The organism is Halobacteria archaeon AArc-dxtr1 (genome assembly GCA_025517425.1).
Classification (GTDB): domain Archaea; phylum Halobacteriota; class Halobacteria; order Halobacteriales; family Natrialbaceae; genus Halostagnicola.
Window position 1 is genome coordinate 1,372,730 of record JAOPJY010000001.1, and the last position, 20,472, is coordinate 1,393,201.

The window sequence follows — 20,472 nt, forward strand, 5'->3', positions numbered from 1 at the left end:
CATCGATGGAGATCCACAAGTACGAGCGGCTGTGGCTGGTCGGGGCGATGATCCTCATCGTCGGCTTCATCGTCACGATCACGTACGGGACGGTGGGGCTCGGAATCACCATGATCGGCGACCAGGAAGAAGCGCTCCCACCGGACGACATCGACGACGACGAGCGCTTCGCTGACCCGCGCGTCGAACAGGTCGGCGACGACGAGTACGAGGCCTACGTCGTCGCGATGACGTTCATCTTCCAGCCGGATCCGATCGAAGTACCGGCAGACAGCGAAGTGACGTTCTACGTCACGTCACGGGACGTCATCCACAGTTTCACCGTCGTCGGAACGAACACGAACACGATGGTCATCCCCGGTGAGGTGTCGGTGATGACCGTCGAGTTCGACGAACCTGGGGAGTACGGCGTCGTCTGCAACGAGTACTGCGGCTCCGGTCACCACGACATGGAGGGACTGTTAATCGTCCATCCCGAAGACGAGTTTACCCTAACCGAACTCTCGGCGGACGCGCCAGAATCGGTCGATTCCGACGAGGAGATCGAACTCGAGGCGACGATCGACAACGGATTGCTCGAGGACCACGACACCACGCTCGAGGCGGAGATTGGAGGCGAGACGTTCGAGGAAGACGTCACAGTCGCCGGTGACGGTTCGGAGACGGTGACGATCACCGTCGACGCCGAGGATGTCGGTGAGGGCGAACACGAGTGGACCGTGTCGGTGGACGACGAAACCGAGAGCGGGTCCGTGACGGTTGGTGACGAAGACGATGGAGGTGACGAGTCGTGACGGACCTGTTCGTCGACCGGTATCCCAAGCAGGCTCGAGTTGTCCGCGCGGCGTTTCTGACCGCGTACGTCGCCCTGGGAATCGGCGCGTTCTTCGGTGTGTTACAGGCCTTACACCGAACCGACATCCTCCGAGTTGTCGACTCGTCTACGTATTACACCCTGCTGACGGGTCACGGCGTCTTTCTGGTCATCACGTTCACGATTTTCTTCCTCGTGGGACTCTACCAGTGGGCGGTAACGGACAGTCTGGGTCGCGGCCCCGTCGACATGCGACTCACCTGGACGTGGTACGGGTTGATGTCCGGCGGGACGCTTCTGGCTGCGATCGCGATACTGGCCGGGTTCCTGGACGACCCGCCGACCGTCCTCGGCTCCGAGTTGAGCGCGGACGTCCTCTTTACGTTCTACGCACCATTGCAGGGGAACCCGCTGTTCTACGTCGGGCTCGTCCTGTTCGTCGTCGGAACCTGGCTTGCGGGTGCAGACTGGTTCCGGACCTGGTGGGCCTGGAAGCAGGAGAATCCGGATGCCCGTATCCCGCTGCCCACGTTCATGGTCCTCACGACGATGCTCATGTGGTACATTTCGTCGATCGGCGTGGCAGTGGCGATCCTCGCGTTCATCCTGCCGTGGTCGCTCGGCCTGGTCGACAGCCTCAATCCCACGCTGACGCGGACGCTGTTCTGGTACTTCGGCCACCCTGTCGTCTACTTCTGGCTGTTACCCGCGTACCTGCTGTGGTACATCGTGTTGCCCAAACTCTCCGGCGGGCGACTGTTCAGCGACCCACTCGCACGCGTCGTCTTCATCCTCTTCGTGTTGCTCTCGACGCCGGTCGGGATCCACCACCAGTATCTCGATCCCGGCATCTCAGAAGGGTTCAAATTCATCGCGATGACAAATACGATGTTCCTCCTGTTGCCGAGCCTCTTGACAGCGTTCACCGTCGTCGCAAGTATGGAACACGGCGCCCGCCAGCGCGGCGGCGACGGGTACTTCAACTGGCTGCGGGTGCTCCCCTGGCGTGATCCGGCCTTTACGGGGATGGCGCTGGCCGGCCTGGTGTTCGCGTTCGGCGGGTTCACGGGCATCGTCAACGCGGGCATGAACATCAACTACCTCGTCCACAACTCCCTGTGGGTGCCCGGCCACATCCATACCCAGGTCGGCACGGCCGTCGCGTTGACGTTTATGGCCGGGTCGTACTGGCTCATTCCGCAGTTGACTGGCAACCGGCTGGTCGGGCGAAACGTCGCGCTGGTCCAGGTCGTCCTCTGGTTCGTTGGGATCGTCTTTATGACGAACTCGATGTATCGTGGCGGACTGATCGGCATTCCCCGGCGGACGGCAGAACCGCAGTACAACTTCGACTTCGAGATCGCCGTCGGCTCGATACCCGAGATTCGCGCCCAACTCGCAATCGGGGGTGTGTTGCTGTTCGTCTCAGCGATGCTCTTCCTGGCGCTCATGCTCCTGACCGCCCTCAATGACGACAGCGAGCCCGTCGTCGACGGGACGATTCCACCGGCGCTGTCCGGCCCCGAGGATTCACCAAGAATCCTCGACGATCTCCGGGTGTGGGTCGGGATCGCGCTGGTCCTCGTCGTCTTCGCCTACGCCCTCCCGCTCGCCAGCATCGTGAGCCGCGGCGGCCTGTTCGGCCCCGACGTCGGCCCCTTCCCCGTCATGATAGAATTCATCGCGTCCCTTCCGCCGGTCGCCGACGCTGTTACGGCTCTCGGGAACATAGTCAACACCGGATCATCGATTACCTGATGCGTATCTCACCCGCCAAACTCCTGATCCTGCTCGCGTTCATCCTCGTGATCGTCGTCGAACTGCGAACCGTACTCGCGTTCTTCGGCGTCGAAGTGACCGTCCTCGAGTCACTCGTGCTCGGCGTCGTCGCGATACTCGCGTTGCTCGCGTGGATGTTCGCCCCGTCATCCGGTGAGTCGGAGTAGTGACGATACTTCTGGCGCCAACGACCCTCGAAAATCCGCGAAGGTAAATTGAGTATGTGCCGGGATGAAGAGTGCCATATGTAAAGATGTTGGTACCACGTCACGCTGCAGCCATCGGTCTTCTCGCGCTCTTTCCAACCGTTCCGTACGGGTTCGGCCGTCAGGGATGGTCAGGTTCGTGGCAGCGGTCAACGTCGTCATCATCTTCGGCTCCCTGTACCTCGCGCTCTCCCCGATCGGCGAATCATACGGCGTCGATGAGGGAATGCCCTCCTGACAACGCTGCCAACAGCGAGCGTTCGGCTTTCAACGGTCAAGTCAAATACGAATGTCCATACGGGGGCGCCACGCTACTTGATGGTGCAGATTGCTGGGACGAGTCACCGAGGAAGGGTGCCGACAGGTGTGGGTTCGGTGGCAGTGACGTCCAGTGTCCGTCTCAGCGGTGGTGCGCCGATTCGATCGTCGGATCGAACTCGAATGCCTGTTCGTGGACCGACGGACTGTCCTCGTCAGCGGGGTGCCAGCTGTTTCCATCCCTGTCTAGCAGCCGCGGCTCCATACAATGTAGACACCGGAGCGGGTAGACCGACTCTCCGCCCGTGACGACAACCCCGTGGTTCCATGGGTGGTGCCAGTCATGGCCGTACAGGCGACACTGCCAATTGCCGTTCAGAGACCACATACGATACCGTACACGCCCACAAACAGTAAGTCACTCGCCACCTGCCAACTGGCGACCGTGGACAGCCTGTGGGTATTTTGACTCGAGCGTGGTAGGGCCACACCGATGTACGACACGATTCTCGTTCCGACCGACGGGAGTGCAGTCGCAGACGACGCCGGAACGTACGCGATCAGACTCGCAGAGCACTTCGACGCAGCGCTCCACGTTCTCTCGGTTCTCGAGCGAGGACTCGTCGGTGGCGACGACGAAGACGAGGGCGAACGGGCCGTCAACGAACTGGCAGACCAGGCGCGAGACCGCAACCTCGAGGTGACGACCGAACTTCGCGAGCAGGACGACGACGTCCACGAAGAGATTCTCGCATCGGCCAACGAGCACGACGCGGACCTACTCGTCATGGGCACGACCGGTCGGAGCGCGATCGGCCGATTCCTGCTGGGCAGCGTTGCCCAACGGACACTTCAGGAGTCGTCGGTCCCGGTCACGACCGTCCACGAAGAGACGCGTCTCGAGGACGCGTTCGAGCGCATCCTGGTGCCGACCGACGGAAGCCACAGCGCGGTAACGGCCCTCCAACACGCTGTCGACCTCGCGGTCGAGACCGGAGCACGGCTCCACATCGTCCACGTGAGCGAGGAGTCGCCCGTCGACGGAACCGAGACGATCGATCTCGCGAGTGAAGCCGGCCTGGGCCTCGATCCCGTCGACGACGCGCTCGAGCACCTGCGTGGATCACAGCTGGACGTCGTCGACGTCTCGGTTCCGAGCGGACGGGTCGACCAGCAGATCCTCGCCACCGCCGCAGCGTCCGACGTCGACTGCATCGTGATGGGAACGCACGGCGAAACCGGACTGCGTCGCTACCTCCTGGGAAGTACGACCGAACGCGTCGTCCGTTTCGCCGGCGTTCCGGTAATCGGCAACAGTGCGCCCCGAGCCGAGACAGTCTCCGTCGAATACCTCGACTACCAGGTCGTCGACGACCGTGGCTGGTCGCTCAAGGACGACAACCTCCTCGAACGTGCAGCAGCCGCCGATCTCGACGAGATGGCACACGGCACGTTCGAGGTGTCGCGCGACGAGTACGTCCTCGACGCGGCCGAAGCGGCCGGCCACAACTGGCCGTTTCACTGCCGGGCTGGCGGCTGTGTGAACTGTACCGCCGTGTTGCTCGAGGGGGATCTCGAGATGGATGTTCAGCGAAGTCTTTCCGAGGAGGAAGTCGAAGAGAAGGGGTTCCGACTGACCTGTGTGGCCACGCCAGCGAGCGACTCGATCAAGCTGATCTACGGCGCGAAACACCTCGATGAACTGCGTGACCGGGTCGTCTAGGGTCCGCTTGCTGGGATAGTTTTATTCGAGCGATCGGTGTCCATCAAGTCACAATCGAGTGATACGACCAGACCATGACGGCAGATACCAATAACGAACTCACGCACCACCTGAGTGTAGCGATCGGAAGCATCGCCGTGGCGGTTCTGCTGTGGGTCGTCGGATACGGCGGGCAGCGAGTCGTTGCTGCCGTTCCCTTCTTCATCCTGTTCGTCGTGATGGTCATCGGTCCGCTGGTGCGCATCCGGCCGTCGATTAGACGCCGATTCTCGGGGAACTTCCCCGTGAACTGGCGGTCGGAACTGGGTATCTGGTTTGCCATCTGGTCGGTTGTCCACGTCCTGTTCGTCTTCTGGGCCCGCGACTGGGACGTGGTCGGCTATCTCGTCGACATGAGCCCGTGGGCGTTCGGTGCGATGGTCGCCGTCCTGATCGCGATCGTGCTGGCGTTGACCTCCAACAACTGGGCCTACGACTACCTCGGCCCAAAAGCGTGGAAGTGGCACCAGAGCCACGGTACGTACGTCATCTTCTGGCTCGTCGCCGTCCACGGCTACGACCGGGCGTATCTCCGACCGTACGAAGAGATGGGGTTTCCCTCGGACGATCCGCTCCATCTGCTCTATCTCTCGATGATCGTCCTGGTGGTCGTCTTCCACGTGGTCGCGTTCGCAGCGGTTGTCTCCCAGTATCGAAAGACCGGCGAGTATCCACCCGACCTGTGATCAGCGTTGGACGGAACGGAGACGACGAAACCGTTCTCACTTGCCTCGCCCCCGGATCCGAATACCGTCTGCAGGGGTTCCGGCTATCAACTGATTCGTTCAGTACCGCTCGAAGTACCGATCCTGCACCTTCACGAAGACGGCCATCAGCAGGGCAAAGACCATGGCGGCGACTCCGATCTGAACCCAGTGGATGAGTGCGAGCGGTTCGACGTCGAAGAGGAACTGGCCAGTCGAGGTATAGAGGACGAGCAACTGAAGGGTCACCGCAACCCCCACAGCCAGCACGAGCCAGCGATTCGTAACGAGGCCGAGTCCGTACCGGTAGCGGATCGCCTGGATGCGGACGATCTCGAAGACGACAAAACCGGTAAAGACCATCGTCTGGGCGAGTTCCCGGCTCGGTTCGTAGCCGGGACTCCAGCCAGCGACTGCACCCAGTACGCTGTATCCAGGGACGAGTTCGCCGTAGAAGTTCAGCGTAAAGAGCGGGAGTAGACAGATCGTCATGAAGAGAGCGATGCCGACGACCGACGTGACGATCCGGTCTGTGATGACACCTTCGCCCGGTGGCCGCGGCTCCCGGTCCATGATGTCTTTGGCGGGTGGGTCGACGCCCATCGAGAGGGCTGGAATGCCGTCGGTGACGACGTTGATGAACAGGATCTGGATCGGCGTGATGACGAGTCCGAAGCCGAGCATCGATCCGGTAAAGATCATCGTCACCTCGCCGCCGTTTCCAGACAGCAGGTAGTTGACGAACTTTCGAACGTTGTCGAAGATACGCCGGCCACCCTTGACGGCGTCCCGAATCGTCGCGAAGTTGTCGTCCAGCAGGACGATATCAGAGGCCTGTTCAGTGACGTCGGTCCCGCGGATTCCCATCGCGACGCCGACGTCGGCGTTTTTGACGGCCGGTGCGTCGTTAACCCCGTCACCAGTCATTGCGACCGTGTGGCCTTTCGCTTGCAGGGTCTGTAGGATCCGCGTCTTGTGGTCTGGCGACGTCCGCGCGAAGATGTCGACGTCCTCGACGACCGCCGCGAGTTCCTCGTCTCCCATTTCCTCGAGTTCCGGTCCCGTGATCACCGTCGTCGATCGGAGACCGATCTCCTCGCCCACCGCGCGGGCGGTGACGGCGTTATCGCCGGTGATCATTACGACGTCGATCCCGGCACTGAGACAGCCCGCGAGCGCGTCGGTCACCTCCGGTCGGGGTGGATCGAGCATCCCCTGGAGCCCCAGAAAGACCATGTCGCGTTCGAGGCTCTCGTCCGGATTCGCTGTCTGGTCGGTCGGAACGTCCGGTCGGTAGGCAAACCCCATCACGCGCAGGGCGTCCTCGGCGAAGTCTTGGTTTTGTGCCTCGATTTCGCTACGGCGTTCGTCCGTCAGTTCGACGAGTTTCCCGTCGACGAGTTCTCGGTCACAGCGCTCGAGGACGGTCTCGGGTGCGCCCTTCATGTAGGCGACCGCGTCGCCGTCGGGCGTCTCGTGGACGGTCGTCATCCGTTTGCGGGCAGACGTGAACTCGACGCCGCCGAGGCGGGGATACTCCTCGGAGAGTTCCTGATGATCGAAGCCGGCTTTCTGTGCGGCGACAAACAGCGCGATCTCGGTGGGATCGCCGAGGTACGTCCGTTCTTCCTGGCCCGATTCGGTGGGTTCAGCCTCGGCTTCGTCGCGCTCGCGAGTCCCGATGTCGACGTTGTTACAGAGCATTCCACAGCGCAACACCTCGGCGACCCGCTGCTCGTCGACTGACTCGTCGTCCTGGAAGAACTCCCCGTCGGTATCGTAGCCGGTCCCGGTCACCTCGTAGACCTCGCGATTGGTGGCGATCCGCTGAACCGTCATCTCCTCCTCGGTGAGCGTCCCGGTCTTGTCGGTGCAGATAACGTCGACCGAGCCCAGCGCTTCGACGATCGGCAGTCGACGGACGAGCGCGTTCTGCTCGGCCATCCGACGTGCCCCAAGTGCGAGCGAGAGGGTGACGACCGCGGGCAGCCCCTCAGGAACCGCAGAGACCGCGATACCGACCGCCGTCAGGAACACCTGCAGCGGTTCGGTCTCACCCACGACGAGCTCGGCAATCGCGATCACTGCAACCGCGAGGACGACGATGCCAGCGATGATCTTGCCCAGCCGGTCCATCTCGGACTGAAACGGCGTCGCGCGCTCCGCTGCCTCCCCGAGAGCCGTCGCAATCTGTCCGATCTGGGACTCCGGGCCGGTCTCGACGACGACCGCCGTCCCAGAGCCGCGCTCGACGACGGTATCTTTGAACAGCATATTCTCCCGCTCGGCGAGCGCGACGTCCACCTCGACCGTTCCGACCTCCTTGGAGACGCCGATGCTCTCGCCGGTCAGTGCCGCCTCGTCGACGCTGAGGTTCGATTCGTCAACGAGGCGTGCGTCGGCAGGGACGATGTCGCCCGATTCGACGAAGATCACGTCGCCGGGGACGAGTTTCATGGCGTCGACCTCCCGCTTTTCGCCGTCGCGCCTGACGAGGGCGTAGGTCGTCGACATCTCCTTTAGCGCCTGAATGCTCTGTTCGGCCCGGTAATCCTGAACGAACCCGAACAGTGTGATGAAGATCACGATCCCCGCGATGACCGCTGCGTCGATCGTGTGGCCGACACCGGCCATCACGATTGCAGCGACGATCAACACCCAGATCAGTGCCGACGAATACTGTTCGACGAGAATTCGAAGCGGTGACGTTCCCTCTTCGGCTTCGACCGTGTTTGGTCCCTCGCGCTCGAGTCGCGTTCGGGCCTGCGCAGCTGTCAGCCCCTCCTCGGACGTCTCCAGTTCTGCGAAGACGTTCTGGAGCGGTCGCGAGTGCCAGTCGCTGCCGGAGTCGGGTTCGGTCTGTTCGGCGTCTGCTTGTGACACGGATGTACTGTCGGGGGTCGCTTCAGATTCGTTCGATACGGCGGGGCGATTCTGTCAGGACTCTCCGTCAGTCGACCTCGAGCCACGTCCCGGCCGCCGTGACGCGATCCTCGTCCACCTCGATGTCTCGGTCGTCTGCAGAAGCGCCGAGGAACGCTTCGATCGCGTCCTCGTCTGGCTCGTCGAGGATCGACGCGAAGATCCCGGAGACCGTCTGCTCGTCTTCGATAGTGAGTGAGGAAACGAACCCCTCAGCATCTGCAAGCGGCTCAAACGCGGGGTGGGCGAGATCCGTATCGTCGAAGGGGCCGCCGTACTGACCGACGGTGACGTCACCGCGACCGGCAGTCTCGACGAGCCACTCGAGCGATGCAGATTCAGCCGTCGCCCGCTCTACGTCGTCTTCGACGGCGCCGACGATCGTCTCGAGTGTCACCTCGGGATCGACGTCCGACTCCGTGACGACCACGATCGCGTCGTCACTGACGGCGATTGCCGACTCCGCGGCCTCGATCGGCGTGTACACGTCGAATCCGCCGATCTCGTCGGCCCGCTCCATCTGTATCTGGAAGTCGAGAGCCGGCTCGTCCGTCAGCACAGTGTCGATCTCGTCGGGATCGATCGTCCCAGCTGCGACGAAGGTTCGATCGGTCCGGAGAAGTTCCTCGACGGTCGAGTCGAACGCCTCCTCGTCAAGGAGTCGGCCGAGCCCGAACTCGACGAGGTCGAGGCCCACGAAGAAGTACGTCGAGAGCAACTCCGCTGACGCAGGCGCGATCATCGGATCCATCTCGTACTCCGCCGGAAGCTCGGCGTCGGTGTCCTGTTGAGCTTCCTCGAGTTCGTCTTCGACGTAGTCGCCGACGCTCGCCCAGTCGACGTACGTGAACTCGAGTGCGTCCTCTTCGAGAACGAGCCACCGACTGTATGCTGGCAGCTCGTCGTCGTTCGTCGTCTGTACGTCGAACGGAAGCCAGCTCGCAGTGGCGATGGCAGCCGTCGTGCCTGCGAACCCAAGCACGTCCCGTCGGTTCGCGTTCATCACTGAACGCACACCGCCCGGGCCGATATAGGCCGGGCCCTCGTACATCGCCGTCGACAGGTCTATTCGAGGGAGCATCGATGGGCGCGTTGGAACGATCGGATACGTGTTAGAACCACCGGGAACGCACTGGAACCGTCGTCAAGATGGCGCGATAAAGTGAGGGCCACGACATCGTGAGACCGACGTGATCAGATATCCCGACGAGTGAAGATGACGATGGCGACGCCGAGCAAGACGAGAAACACAACGAGGAGGAGGCCGGCATCGCCGAACGCGTACTCCTCGTGGACGAGGATCTCGGTTTCCTCGTAGTACCGACTCGGCGTGAACGCGCCGACCCACTCGTAGTCGTCGTCCAGTCTGGAGACGCCGTCGACCAGCCAGAGGACGAACACCAGCGTCAGCGCCCCCGCTCGGGCGCGTCTCACTCGGTCGGCGAGTACGGACAGCACGAGTCCGATCCCCGCACAGACCAGCAGGTACGGGATACTAAGCAGATGGACCATCGCGAGGGCGACGGGATTGAACGACTCGCCGATGACGAGCGCGCCGACGTAGACGATACTCGCGACCCCGACGTTCAGCGCGACGGCAGGGACCCACAGAGCGGCGACCTTCTGGATGACGACCGACTCCCGAGAAACCGGGTTAGAGAGGGTGAGATCCATCCGACGGTCCTGGACGTCCCCGGCGATCAGGCCAGCCGCGACGTACGCGAAGTAGATGCCGACGAGAAGCACCCAAAAGAACGAGTAGATTTCGGCGGCGATGAAGCCCTCGATCGTGTGGAGGGCCTCGATCCCGAACAGATCGAAGAAGAACTCCGGAAACGCGTCCATCAGGTCGTCGATCTCGGCTTCGATTCCCGGAAACATCGAGAAGTACAGCGCTGACAGCAAGGCGAACACCACGAGCAAGGCAACCGAGCCCCGAACCCGCTTTCTGGACTCGAGTCGGAGGATCGCCGTCATCGACCCACCCCCTTCGGACTGCGGACGCACCGCCGGCCCGCGCTAACGACGTCGTCGAGTCGACCAGCGTGTTCGGAGAGCGAATCGCATCCGTTCATCTTAGATATCCCTCCGGACGAAGACGAGAGTGGCGACGCCCAGCAGAACGAGAAACGTGGCGAGAAGGATGCCGGCATCGCCGAACGCGTACTCCTCGTGGACGAGAATCGCCGCCGGATCGATGTACCGACTCGGCGTGAGATCGCCGACCCGCTCGTAGTCGGGATCCATATGAGAGAGGCCCTCGACCAACCAGAGGACGAATACCAGACCCAACGCGGTGACCTGGGCGGTTTCGGCGCGGTGGAAGACGACAGACAGCACGAGCCCCATGCCCGCACAGACCAGCAGGTACGGGATACTGAGCAGGTGGACCATCGCGAGCGAAACGGGGTCGATCGGTTCGGAAAGGACGATCGCGCTGACGGAGACGATGGCTCCCAGACCGACGTTCAACACGACAAGTGGGAGCCAGAGAGCCCCGACCTTCTGGAGGACGACGGACTCGCGAGAGACGGGGGTAGAAAGAGTGAGATCCATCCGCCGCTCCTCGATGTCAGTGACGATCATCCCGGCGCTAACGTACGCAAAGTAGATGCCGCCAAAAACGATCCAGAGGAGGGTGTAGACGTAGCCCCCGGTGAACCCTTCGATCGTGTGGATCTCTTCGATTCCTAGCAACCCGATGAGAGCCGGCGGGAACGCCTCCTCGACGACCTCCGCCTGCTCTGCGAATCCGGGAAAGGCAGCGAACAGAAAGCCACCGGTCAAGACGAAGAGGCCAGTCAGCCCGAGAGCGCTCTGGACGAGTTTGCGAGACTCGAGGCGCAGAACGGCCGTCATTTCGCCCCCGCTGTGTCCCCGTAATAGTGTTTGAAGATGTCCTCGAGTTGCGGATCGCCGATGTCGATATCGACGATCTCGAACCGACCGAGATGGTCGAGAAGCGCGTTGTAATCGCCGGTGTACGTGAACTGGACCGCGCGGTCGACGACCTCGACGTCGATCATCTCGTCCGTCACGAACCGGTCTTTGGGGACTGGTTCGCCTAGGCGGACCCGAACGTCCTTCCCGCTCTGGCTGAGCAAGGTCTTGACGTCTTCGAGGGCGACCAGTGCCCCGTCCCGGATGATGCCGACTCGATCGCAGATGCGCTGGACTTCACTCAGGACGTGCGACGAGAAGAAGATCGTCTTGCCGGCGTCGCGCTCTGCCTCGAGAAAGGCGTGCATTCGGTCTTGCTTGAGCGGGTCGAGCCCCGCGGTCGGCTCGTCCATGATGATCAGTTTCGGATCGTGCATGAACGCCTGGACGATCCCGAGCATCCGCCGGTTCCCGGCGGAATAGTTCTCGACCGGTCGATCGAGCGGCGGTCGAAACAGTTCGAGCAGTTCCTCGCGCCGTTCGTCTCCGCGCATCCGTGCAAAGTGGTCGAGGACCTCCCGGCCGGTCAGGCGCTCTTCGAACCCGAGTGTGTCCGGAAGGTAGCCGACGTTCGTCTTCGCTTCGGTCAGCGCTCGTCTGTCGCGGACGTCCGCACCAAGCACTTGCGCAGTTCCCGACGTCGGCGTGATGAGGCCGAGCAGTACGCGGATCGTCGTCGTCTTTCCGGCCCCGTTCGGACCCAGATAGCCGAATATCTCGCCGGATCGAACGTCGAACGTCACTCCGTCGTTAGCGGTGACCTCTCCGTATCGTTTGGTGAGGTCGTTCAGACTGATCGTTACGGTCTGAAGATCCGCTGCCGCCTCGGCGTCTTCGAGTTGCGCACACATCGTTCATCACTTGTTTGAGGGGCACAGGTCGGGAATCTCTCGTCGAGATACTACAGATTCGCACAAAAGTATTCGGAGTAGATCACCTGAACGGTCGGGAATGTGTGACTATCGAGGGCAATTCGCTCGGTTGCTCGTTTGAACCCACACCCAGGTTTATTTAGCTGCGTCGTGGAGACGACAGCGTCCCACACGGGAGCATAGAGTAGCCTGAATGTAGCGATACCACAGCGTCGCGTCGACGAAGAGAAAATACCACAGACTATGAATTACAAGGAGTTCATCGGCCAGGTTCAGCACAGACTCGAATTCGCACAGTTCGGACAAGCCGTTCGCGCGACTCGAGCGGTGTTGACGACACTCGGAGAGCGGCTACAGGAGGGCGAAGCAACGGACCTTGCGAGTCCGCTTCCGATGGAAATAGATCGGTACCTGATCGAAGCCGAACACGGACAGCGGTTCGACTACCAGGAGTTTCTTGATCGCGTCGCAGACCGTGCGAACGTCGATCGTCCCGACGCCAACTACCACGCCCAGCAGATCGTCGCTATCGTCGCCGACGTCGTTCCACCTGGGAATATCGAAAAGGCAGATAACCAACTTCCCGAGGACTTCGATCCACTGTTCGGACTGATCGACGAACAGACGACAGATCAGTGAGTGATTACGTCGTCGGATCACCCCGAACTAGAGTCACCGTACGGGAAGAACGGCGAGCAACACGCTCGGCAACCGACCCCAGAAGCCGCGCTTTCAGAGAGCGGCCGTGACTGCCCATGACGATCTGGTCGCAGTCGTTCGCCTCGGCGTACTCGACGATCGACTGCGCTGGCGTCTCGTCTGCGGTGTCCGTCTCTATCGACAGACCCCGTTCGTCTGCCGCCGCTGTTGCCGATTCGAACAGCTCCTCGGCTCCCTCTTCGCGGTCGGCAACGACCGCTTCGAGGTACGTTCCGTCGACCGCCGATCGGGGGCGGTCGAACGGGAGCGACAGCGCGTTGAAGACGGTGTGAGAACCGTCCGGAAACAGCTCGAGTGCGTACGCGAGGGCAGCATCGGCCTGTTCTGAGCCGTCGATCGGAATCAGTACGTCACCGGGTAAATCGCGGTCTCGAACGGTCGTCGTCGGCTCGGGTACGATCGTGGTCGACACTGGGGCTCGCCGAACGACGGCCTCGCTCACACGACCGAGAAACGGGCTCGTGATCGGTGATTCGCCGTGACTTCCCAGGACGACGTGGTCGACGTCGTCGCTCGCGAGGGAGAGAATCTCCGTGTGTGGCGTTCCAGTTTTGAGGACCGTCTCTATTTTGCGACCGCGATCGTCAGCCCGCGTTGCCGCACGCTCGAGGATCTGCTCGCCGCGTTGTTTGGCGCGTTCTACCGAGGGCTGCTGTGATCCGACGACCGCCTCGTGATCGTGTGCGGGATCGACGACGTGCACCACAGTCAGCGACGAGTCGGGAAAGGACGCGAGGCAATACTCCAGTCCGGCGAAGGCGTGATCCGATCCGTCGATCGGAACGAGGACGTGTCGTGACATAGTGGTTCGTACACACCCCAAAGCGGGTTACTCCGGGAGCTACCACGTCGGCGAAAATAAAGGCACTCCGGCCGGGCAGCGCCATCGGATCGTCAGTTGCAGAGATAGTCCGAGTCTTCGGTACAGCGGGGGCACCTGGCTTTTGCAGACAGTGACAGCGCACACCTCGCCCTCGTTCGCCGTGAGTGCATCTTCGAACCGCGTCGCCGACTGGTCAGCGAATCGCAGCCACCCCTCGTGATTTTTCCTCGTTGACACCGTAGCCAATGGGGATGCAGGGGCTTCGCTGGACAAACCTGACCGAAGACGAGCGAAACGACTTCTTGAGCAATGGCGGGACCGGCGTTCTCACGTTCACGACCGACCGAGACGAGCCACCGGCGTCACTTCCCGTCTCCTACGGCTACTTCGCCGACGACGAGACGTTCTACTTTCGTCTCTCGTTTCCTCCCGGATCGTCCAAGAGCGATGCCATCGACAGCCCGGTGTCGTTCGTCACGTTCGGCCAGACGGACGACGGCTGGCGCAGCGTCGTCGCGACCGGGACGCTCGAGGAACTGGCTGACATGCCGTACGACTCGGTCGCCGTACAGGCGATGTGGGCGATCAGCATTCCAACGATCGACATATTCGACCGGCCGCGCGAAGAGATCGAATTTCGGGACTTCCGGCTGGATCCGGAGACGCTGACGGGCCGGAAAAGCGTCCCCGAGTGAACGAAAGCGACGACACGTCGAGGGATTAGCCTCGGTCCGGAGCGCGATCTCTGCTCAGCTCACCATCGGTTGCGACGGCGAGTTCGAGGACGAAGCTGGAAGACGAAACGATGTCGCCGATACCGACCGTCCCCACCGGATCGTCGACGACGCGGTTGGGGCACGCAGCGACCGTCGGCGTCGAGAGAACGCCATCTTCGGCCGTCTCGTCGAGGTGGTCGGCGAGGAGTTCGATTGCTTGTTGCCCCTTCGGTGAGGGTGCGTGGGCCAGTCCCGTCTCGAGATCCTCGGGAGACGTGATCTCACCCAGTGCGGCCTTCGTCGCCGCGTTGATGGCCGAAAACTCGAGCCCCCGCGTGACTGCGTTCGGGCGTGGATACGAGTCCATCACGGCGAGGTGATACTCCATCGCGTGAAGCTGGACGCAGCCGACGCCCAGATCGTCCTGGATCGCATCGAGCATGCGGTAGTGGGTGAGGATTTCGTCGGGTTCGAACGGCGTCTCCTCGGTCGGCGTCGCCTCGGCGACCTCGTGGCCGGCGTCGTCGTGGAGGAGAGTAAGTTCGTGCGTGTCCGCGCCGACGACGTCCGCCTCGGGAAGAATCCACTCGTACATACTCTCTCGGAGATCCGTATCGTGGGTCACGGCGTACTCGATGTGGACCGGCAACTCACCGTCGCTGCCGGATTTGAGTCGCCGAATCACGTCGCGGGCGTGCCGGTGTGCTTGCTCGTAGTCTTCCTCGACGTGTTCGGGTGTGAGGTTGTGATAGCCGGCCAACAACGCCCCGTCGACGACGTCGCCGACCTGGTCGACGTGCGCGTCGAGATCACCGGCAACGAGGTCGAACTCCGGGGGCCGCGAGGCCGCGATGAACCGGGTGTCTTCGGTCGCCTGGACGCCGAAGAGTTCGTCGCCGACTCTGAACTCGAACACCCAGTTGATCTTCGTTCGATCCGTGTTGATGGCCTCGTGTAGCGGGATGAGGGCGACCTCGCGATCTTCGACCATCGGATACGACACTGCATCGGGGCGATCGAACATCGAGAGCTGCCGCTCCGAGATGAGATATGTGTACGTGATCGGGGACGCACCCAGCGACGAGACGAGATTGGTCATGATCCCCGTCTGCCCTCCCATCTGCTGACTGTCGGGCTCTAGCTCCGTCTCGAGGGTGGCCGCGAACGCGTCTGTCATTGCGACTTCGTCTCCTCGCCCGGCCGCCATCGTGTGCGTGATCGCCGTTGCGAGGTCCCGTTTCGACGCCAGCGGGCTCGGGGGATGGGTCTCGCCGGGCTCTGGCGGTCGTTCGAGGAACGACTCGACGTCCTCGTCGACGCGGACGATGGCGTCGACGTTCGCGTTGTACGCGACGAACACCGGTAGCCCGTCCAGTGCTCGAATATCGGACTCTAGCTGGGCGTATTCGTCTCCCATGACACGGAGTGCTCCCAGCCCCAGTGAGTTAATGCTATGCGTGCAGGGTTCGACAAAAAAGGCGACAGAGCCGGCGCTCACCCGGTGTCGGTCGCGGTGTCACGTATCAAGTGCATCGTCAGCCGAGATCCCGTCGTAGACGATCTTCTCGAGGGCATCGAGCAGTTGCATCGGATCCTCTCGTTGCCAAACGTTTCGTCCGACCGCCAGCCCCGCCACACCGGCGTCGATCGCGGCTTCGACGGTCGAGAGGAACTCCCGGTCGGTGGTCTTCGGGCCGCCGCTCAGGACGACCTTCATCGCTGCACCACACCGGACGGCGTGAGCCATCGCGTCCGTGCTTCCGGGATACTTTACCTTCGCGACGTCGGCCCCCAACTCGAGGGCGATCCGGGTGGCGTACGAGATGGTCCGTGGGTTCGTCTCGTTTGTGACGCCCTGTCCACGTGGATACGACCACATGACAACTGGGACGTCGTGTTCGCGAGCGGCCTCCTGTACGTCCCGAAACTCCTCGAACAGCTCAACCTCGTGGTTTGAGCCGCCGTAGACGGTAAATCCGACAGCATCTGCTCCAAGGTCGACGGCACGGTCGACCGACCAGGTGACCGCCGAGTCGGGTTCGCCCGACCACAGATCCGACGTTCCATTGACCTTCGCCAGGAGGGTCACATCGTCCTCGTAGCTCGGATAGTATCCCTCGGCAACGCCCTTCTGGACGGCTATCGCGGTAACGGCATCGTGAGTGGCAACGTCGAACACGGTCGCCGGATCCAGCTTCGACGGCACCGCCTCGAAATCGGCTGGGCCGTGCTCGAGGCCGTGGTCCATCGCGAGGATCAGTATCCGTCCGTCACGGACGAGAGGGGTGTCGTCGATCGGTATCATTCGCCGAGTTCTCCACCGAGGAGCGATAAACCGTTTGTGGGGTCGGCAGGGAGAGTTGCGTCGGTTGGAGTTCGAGAGCGTTCCCCGATAGAGGTAGGACTCGTCGGTGTCACCGGGGAACTCCCCCCTCGAGACGGGGACGGCGATTCTGGTCCCCCTCGACTTATTATCTCGCGAGTGGTCAACACGGCAGATCGATGAGTGTAAACACCGATATCCGCTGGTTAGAAGACGTCAGTAGCAAGGATTCGGGAGCCGTCGGTGGGAAGAGTGCGAATCTCGGCGAACTCGCCGACCTCGACGTTCCGGTATTACCGGGATTTACCACGACGGCTAATGCGTACGAGTACTACATCGAGCAGACAGGCATCTACGAGGCCATCGAATCGGAACTCGCCGGCCTGGACGTCGAAGACGTCTCGGACCTACAGCAGGGTGGAGAACGAATTCGAAGCCTGATTTCGGACGCGCAGATGCCAGCGGAGCTAGAATCTGCCATCGTCGATCGGTACGAGACGCTTGCACAGCGACTGGAGATTGCGGATCCCGAGGTAGCTGTCAGGAGTTCTGCGACCGCCGAGGACCTCCCGACGGCGTCGTTTGCGGGCCAGCAGGAGACGTTCCTGAACGTCGCCGGGACGACGGAGCTGCTCGAGTCGATCAAACACTGTTTCGCCTCGCTGTTTACCGATCGGGCGATCGTCTACCGCGAGACCAACGACTTCGATCACCTCGACGTCAAACTCGCCTGTACCGTCCAGAAGATGGGACGAGCAGATCTGGCGTCCTCGGGAGTGTTGTTCACCCTCGATCCCGACACCGGATTCGAGAACGTCGTCGTGATCGAGGCGGCCTACGGCTTCGGCGAGCCCGTCGTTCAGGGGGTCGTCGATCCCGACAGGTACGTCGTGTTCAAACCGACGAATGGCATCATCGAGAAGCAACTGGGTGGAAAGACCCAGCGCATGGTACGGCGCAACGGCGGCACCAAGCTGGAACCGGTTTCCGATGCGGATCAAGACGAGTTCGCGCTCTCGGACGATCGAATCCGGGAGCTCGCGACGTACGCGGCTCGTATCGAGAACCACTTCGACACCCCCCAGGACATCGAGTGGCTCGTCGACGGCGACCTCGACGAACTGTTCATCGTTCAGGCCCGGCCCGAGACGGTCCACGGTGCATCCGAAGGAAACGTCATCCGAACGTACGATCTGACGGAGAGCGCCGACGAAGTGTTAGATGGGATCGCGATCGGAAACGCCGTCGCGAGCGGCTCCGTCTGCGTCCTCGAGGACCACCGCGAAATGCACCGCGTCGAGGACGGCGACGTTCTCGTCACAGAGATGACCGACCCGGACTGGGTTCCCGTGATGAAGAAGGCGAGCGCGATCGTAACCGATCGGGGCGGCAAAACGTCACACGCGGCGATCGTCTCCCGAGAGCTCGGCGTCCCCGCGATCGTTCGAACCGGTAACGCGACCGGGACGCTGTCGAACGGCGACCCCGTAACGGTCGACTGTTCGACCGACGTTGGCCGAGTCTACGAGGGCGAACTCGACTACGAGGTCCGTGAGGAGGTGGTGGACGACCTCCCCGAAACCGACACCGAGGTCAAGTTGATCCTCGGCGATCCCGCACGGGCGTTTGCGCTCGCGAATCTCCCGGTCGATGGGGTCGGGCTGGCGCGCGAGGAGTTCATCGTAACCTCCCACGTCGGCTATCACCCCCTGGAACTACTCGACCGCGGGGAGGAAGAGCGATTTGTCGATGCGTTGAGAACCGGCATCGCGAAGATCGGCGCCGCTTTCTATCCGAACGACGTCCTCTTTCGGCTCAGCGACTTCAAGACCGACGAGTACCGTAACCTGGAGGGAGGCTGGAAGTACGAGCCGGACGAAGACAATCCGATGATCGGCTGGCGGGGGGCCTCACGCTACTACGACGAGGAGTTCCGCGACGCGTTCCGACTCGAGTGTGAGGCGCTGCGGCGCGTCCGTGAGGACGTCGGACTGGACAACGTCACCGTGATGGTCCCGTTCTGTCGCACACCCGAGGAGGGCGAGCGCGTCCTCGAGTTGATGACCGAGTACGGCCTGCCGCCGGAGGAGATGGACGTCTACGTGATGGCGGAGCTGCCCTCGAACATCGTCCTCGCAGATCGGTTTGCCGAGCTGTTCGACGGCTTTTCGATCGGGTCGAACGACCTCACGCAGTTGACGCTGGGTGTCGACCGGAATTCGGAGCAGCTCGCGCCGCTGTTCGACGAGGCAGACGAATCGGTCACGCGATCGATCGCGTCGTTGATCGAGACGGCACACCGTCACGACCGACCGGTCGGCATCTGCGGCGACGCACCGTCGACGATCCCGGAGTACGTCGAGTTCCTGCTCCAGGAAGATATCGATTCGATTTCGGTGTCGCCGGATGTCGCTATCGAGACGCTGCTTTCTGTAGCCGACCTCGAGGACGCGTAACTCGTGGCTCGCAGCTCGTGACTCACGGTCCGGAATCCATCCATGATCCGGGAGCCGTGATCACAGCTCGGTGAAAGGTTTACCACCCGTGTCGTGGGTAGTCGCACCGATGGCTCGTATGAGTACGACTCGAGCACCGACTCACGCGTCCCACGAGAGCAGCGCCCAACGGTGTCCGTCAGAGGAGGAAGATCGATGAAAGCCGTCGTCCTCGCCGGTGGCTACGCCACGCGGCTGTGGCCGATTACGAGACACCGGCCGAAGATGTTCCTCCCGCTCGGAGAGGCGACTGTTATCGAGCGCATCTACGCCGAGCTCGAGTCGGCAGATCGCATCGAGGAGGTGTACGTGAGCACGAACGAGCGGTTCGCTCCGGCGTTCGAGGCACAACTGGCCGACAGCGACTACGAAAAACCGCGACTCTCGATCGAACAAACCCGCGCCGAGGACGAGAAACTCGGCGTCGTCGGCGCGCTCGCCCAGCTGGTCGACCGCGAAGAAATCGACGACGACCTGCTGGTGATCGCCGGCGACAATATCTTCGATTTCGCGGTCGAGGACTTCCTCGAGTACTACGATCGGAAGGGCGCGCCGACGATAGCCGCCTACGACGTCGGCTCGCCCGAGCAGGCGACCGAGTACGGCGTCGTCGATCTCGAAGACGACCGCGTCGTCGGGTTCGAAGAGAAACCCGACGACCCCCCAGGGACGCGCGTCTCGATCGGCTGTTACGCGTTTCCGCGAGATTCGATCGAGTTACTACCGACGTATCTCGAGGAGGACAACGATCCCGACGAGCCGGGCTGGTTCGTCCAGTGGCTCCAGGCGAGAGAGCCGACGTACGCGTATACGTTCGGTGGGAGCTGGTTCGACATCGGGACACGAGAGAGTTATCTCGACGCCGTCGCCTGGAAACTCGATGGAGACTCGTACGTCGCCGATTCGGCGACCCTCGAGAACGCGACAGTCGGGTCGAACGCCCACGTCATGGCGAACGCGACGCTCGTCAATACCGACGTCGAACGGTCGGTCGTCTTCCCGAACGTGACGCTGGAGTCGACGACCGTCTCTCGGTCGATCGTCGACGAGAGCGTGAGTCTCGAGGGCACCGACCTCCACGACGCGATGATCGGCGCATACACACAGCTGCCGGGTGGGCCACAGGCCTAAGACCGCC

General features: G+C 62.3%; 17 protein-coding genes and 1 pseudogene. 10 read left to right on the forward strand and 8 right to left on the reverse strand.

Annotated features, from left to right (window positions below; genetic code table 11):
- Positions 1–5 precede the first annotated feature (5 nt).
- The 6 genes and pseudogenes from OB905_07095 to OB905_07120 all read left to right on the forward strand — a co-directional run bounded on the left by OB905_07095 (position 6) and on the right by OB905_07120 (position 5,505).
- Entirely contained in the window at positions 6–794 is a 789-nt protein-coding gene (locus OB905_07095; GenBank protein MCU4925749.1) for a cytochrome c oxidase subunit II, read from the forward strand.
- Positions 791–2,572 carry a b(o/a)3-type cytochrome-c oxidase subunit 1 gene (locus tag OB905_07100; protein MCU4925750.1) on the forward strand — a complete coding sequence of 594 codons (1,782 nt, stop codon included), beginning with the start codon at positions 791–793 and terminating at the stop codon, positions 2,570–2,572. The genes OB905_07095 and OB905_07100 overlap by 4 nt, the downstream gene beginning before the upstream one ends.
- Complete coding sequence (locus tag OB905_07105) at positions 2,572–2,760, forward strand: CbaC protein (protein MCU4925751.1); 189 nt, start codon at positions 2,572–2,574, stop codon at positions 2,758–2,760. The genes OB905_07100 and OB905_07105 overlap by 1 nt, the downstream gene beginning before the upstream one ends.
- A gap of 790 nt (positions 2,761–3,550) precedes the next feature.
- Positions 3,551–4,354: pseudogene (locus OB905_07110) on the forward strand (universal stress protein).
- Between the two features lie 141 nt (positions 4,355–4,495).
- Positions 4,496–4,780, forward strand: coding sequence for a 2Fe-2S iron-sulfur cluster-binding protein (locus OB905_07115; protein MCU4925752.1), 285 nt, complete (start codon positions 4,496–4,498; stop codon positions 4,778–4,780).
- Positions 4,781–4,854: 74 nt separating this feature from the next.
- Positions 4,855–5,505, forward strand: coding sequence for a hypothetical protein (locus OB905_07120; GenBank protein MCU4925753.1), 651 nt, complete (start codon positions 4,855–4,857; stop codon positions 5,503–5,505).
- A gap of 99 nt (positions 5,506–5,604) precedes the next feature.
- Here OB905_07120 and OB905_07125 read toward each other — a convergent pair whose 3' ends face one another.
- The 5 genes from OB905_07125 to OB905_07145 all read right to left on the reverse strand — a co-directional run bounded on the left by OB905_07125 (position 5,605) and on the right by OB905_07145 (position 12,236).
- Positions 5,605–8,406, reverse strand: coding sequence for a cation-transporting P-type ATPase (locus OB905_07125; GenBank protein MCU4925754.1), 2,802 nt, complete (start codon positions 8,404–8,406; stop codon positions 5,605–5,607).
- 67 nt (positions 8,407–8,473) lie between these two features.
- Positions 8,474–9,448, reverse strand: coding sequence for a hypothetical protein (locus tag OB905_07130; GenBank protein ID MCU4925755.1), 975 nt, complete (start codon positions 9,446–9,448; stop codon positions 8,474–8,476).
- 191 nt (positions 9,449–9,639) lie between these two features.
- Complete coding sequence (locus OB905_07135; GenBank protein MCU4925756.1) at positions 9,640–10,422, reverse strand: ABC transporter permease; 783 nt, start codon at positions 10,420–10,422, stop codon at positions 9,640–9,642.
- A gap of 99 nt (positions 10,423–10,521) precedes the next feature.
- Positions 10,522–11,304 (reverse strand): ABC transporter permease, encoded by a 783-nt coding sequence (locus OB905_07140; GenBank protein MCU4925757.1) that lies wholly within the window; start codon positions 11,302–11,304, stop codon positions 10,522–10,524.
- Positions 11,301–12,236: an ABC transporter ATP-binding protein gene (locus OB905_07145; protein ID MCU4925758.1), complete on the reverse strand. Its 936-nt coding sequence runs from the start codon at positions 12,234–12,236 to the stop codon at positions 11,301–11,303. Before OB905_07145 ends, OB905_07140 begins: the two co-directional genes overlap by 4 nt.
- 264 nt (positions 12,237–12,500) lie before the next feature.
- On the opposite strand from OB905_07145, the gene OB905_07150 reads away from it, so the two are divergent.
- Positions 12,501–12,896 carry a DUF2267 domain-containing protein gene (locus tag OB905_07150; protein ID MCU4925759.1) on the forward strand — a complete coding sequence of 132 codons (396 nt, stop codon included), beginning with the start codon at positions 12,501–12,503 and terminating at the stop codon, positions 12,894–12,896.
- A 4-nt stretch (positions 12,897–12,900) separates the two neighbouring features.
- Here OB905_07150 and OB905_07155 read toward each other — a convergent pair whose 3' ends face one another.
- Positions 12,901–13,779, reverse strand: coding sequence for a universal stress protein (locus tag OB905_07155; protein ID MCU4925760.1), 879 nt, complete (start codon positions 13,777–13,779; stop codon positions 12,901–12,903).
- Positions 13,780–14,051: 272 nt separating this feature from the next.
- Between OB905_07155 and OB905_07160 the strand changes: the two genes are divergently transcribed.
- Positions 14,052–14,495, forward strand: coding sequence for a pyridoxamine 5'-phosphate oxidase family protein (locus tag OB905_07160; protein ID MCU4925761.1), 444 nt, complete (start codon positions 14,052–14,054; stop codon positions 14,493–14,495).
- A gap of 25 nt (positions 14,496–14,520) precedes the next feature.
- Here OB905_07160 and OB905_07165 read toward each other — a convergent pair whose 3' ends face one another.
- Positions 14,521–15,933, reverse strand: a complete 1,413-nt coding sequence (locus OB905_07165) for an ADP-dependent glucokinase/phosphofructokinase (protein ID MCU4925762.1) — start codon at positions 15,931–15,933, stop codon at positions 14,521–14,523.
- 99 nt (positions 15,934–16,032) lie between these two features.
- Complete coding sequence (locus tag OB905_07170) at positions 16,033–16,821, reverse strand: class I fructose-bisphosphate aldolase (GenBank protein MCU4925763.1); 789 nt, start codon at positions 16,819–16,821, stop codon at positions 16,033–16,035.
- A gap of 197 nt (positions 16,822–17,018) precedes the next feature.
- Between OB905_07170 and ppsA the strand changes: the two genes are divergently transcribed.
- On the forward strand, positions 17,019–19,295 hold the full coding sequence (gene ppsA, locus OB905_07175; protein MCU4925764.1) for a pyruvate, water dikinase: 2,277 nt from the start codon (positions 17,019–17,021) through the stop codon (positions 19,293–19,295).
- A 195-nt stretch (positions 19,296–19,490) separates the two neighbouring features.
- A complete protein-coding gene (locus OB905_07180) occupies positions 19,491–20,465 on the forward strand; it encodes an NDP-sugar synthase (protein MCU4925765.1) in 975 nt (324 codons plus the stop codon).
- The last annotated feature ends 7 nt before the right edge of the window (positions 20,466–20,472 follow it).

Excerpts from the sequence above, each read along its gene's own strand:
- OB905_07095 (MCU4925749.1), top strand. The coding sequence starts at position 6 with ATGGAGATCCACAAGTACGAGCGGCTGTGGCTGGTCGGGGCGATGATC.
- OB905_07105 (MCU4925751.1), top strand. The coding sequence starts at position 2,572 with ATGCGTATCTCACCCGCCAAACTCCTGATCCTGCTCGCGTTCATCCTC.
- OB905_07115 (MCU4925752.1), top strand. The coding sequence starts at position 4,496 with ATGGCACACGGCACGTTCGAGGTGTCGCGCGACGAGTACGTCCTCGAC.
- OB905_07120 (MCU4925753.1), top strand. The coding sequence starts at position 4,855 with ATGACGGCAGATACCAATAACGAACTCACGCACCACCTGAGTGTAGCG.
- OB905_07130 (MCU4925755.1), bottom strand. The coding sequence starts at position 9,448 with ATGAACGCGAACCGACGGGACGTGCTTGGGTTCGCAGGCACGACGGCT.
- OB905_07135 (MCU4925756.1), bottom strand. The coding sequence starts at position 10,422 with ATGACGGCGATCCTCCGACTCGAGTCCAGAAAGCGGGTTCGGGGCTCG.
- OB905_07140 (MCU4925757.1), bottom strand. The coding sequence starts at position 11,304 with ATGACGGCCGTTCTGCGCCTCGAGTCTCGCAAACTCGTCCAGAGCGCT.
- OB905_07145 (MCU4925758.1), bottom strand. The coding sequence starts at position 12,236 with ATGTGTGCGCAACTCGAAGACGCCGAGGCGGCAGCGGATCTTCAGACC.
- OB905_07150 (MCU4925759.1), top strand. The coding sequence starts at position 12,501 with ATGAATTACAAGGAGTTCATCGGCCAGGTTCAGCACAGACTCGAATTC.
- OB905_07155 (MCU4925760.1), bottom strand. The coding sequence starts at position 13,779 with ATGTCACGACACGTCCTCGTTCCGATCGACGGATCGGATCACGCCTTC.
- OB905_07160 (MCU4925761.1), top strand. The coding sequence starts at position 14,052 with ATGCAGGGGCTTCGCTGGACAAACCTGACCGAAGACGAGCGAAACGAC.
- OB905_07165 (MCU4925762.1), bottom strand. The coding sequence starts at position 15,933 with ATGGGAGACGAATACGCCCAGCTAGAGTCCGATATTCGAGCACTGGAC.
- OB905_07170 (MCU4925763.1), bottom strand. The coding sequence starts at position 16,821 with ATGATACCGATCGACGACACCCCTCTCGTCCGTGACGGACGGATACTG.
- ppsA (MCU4925764.1), top strand. The coding sequence starts at position 17,019 with ATGAGTGTAAACACCGATATCCGCTGGTTAGAAGACGTCAGTAGCAAG.
- OB905_07180 (MCU4925765.1), top strand. The coding sequence starts at position 19,491 with ATGAAAGCCGTCGTCCTCGCCGGTGGCTACGCCACGCGGCTGTGGCCG.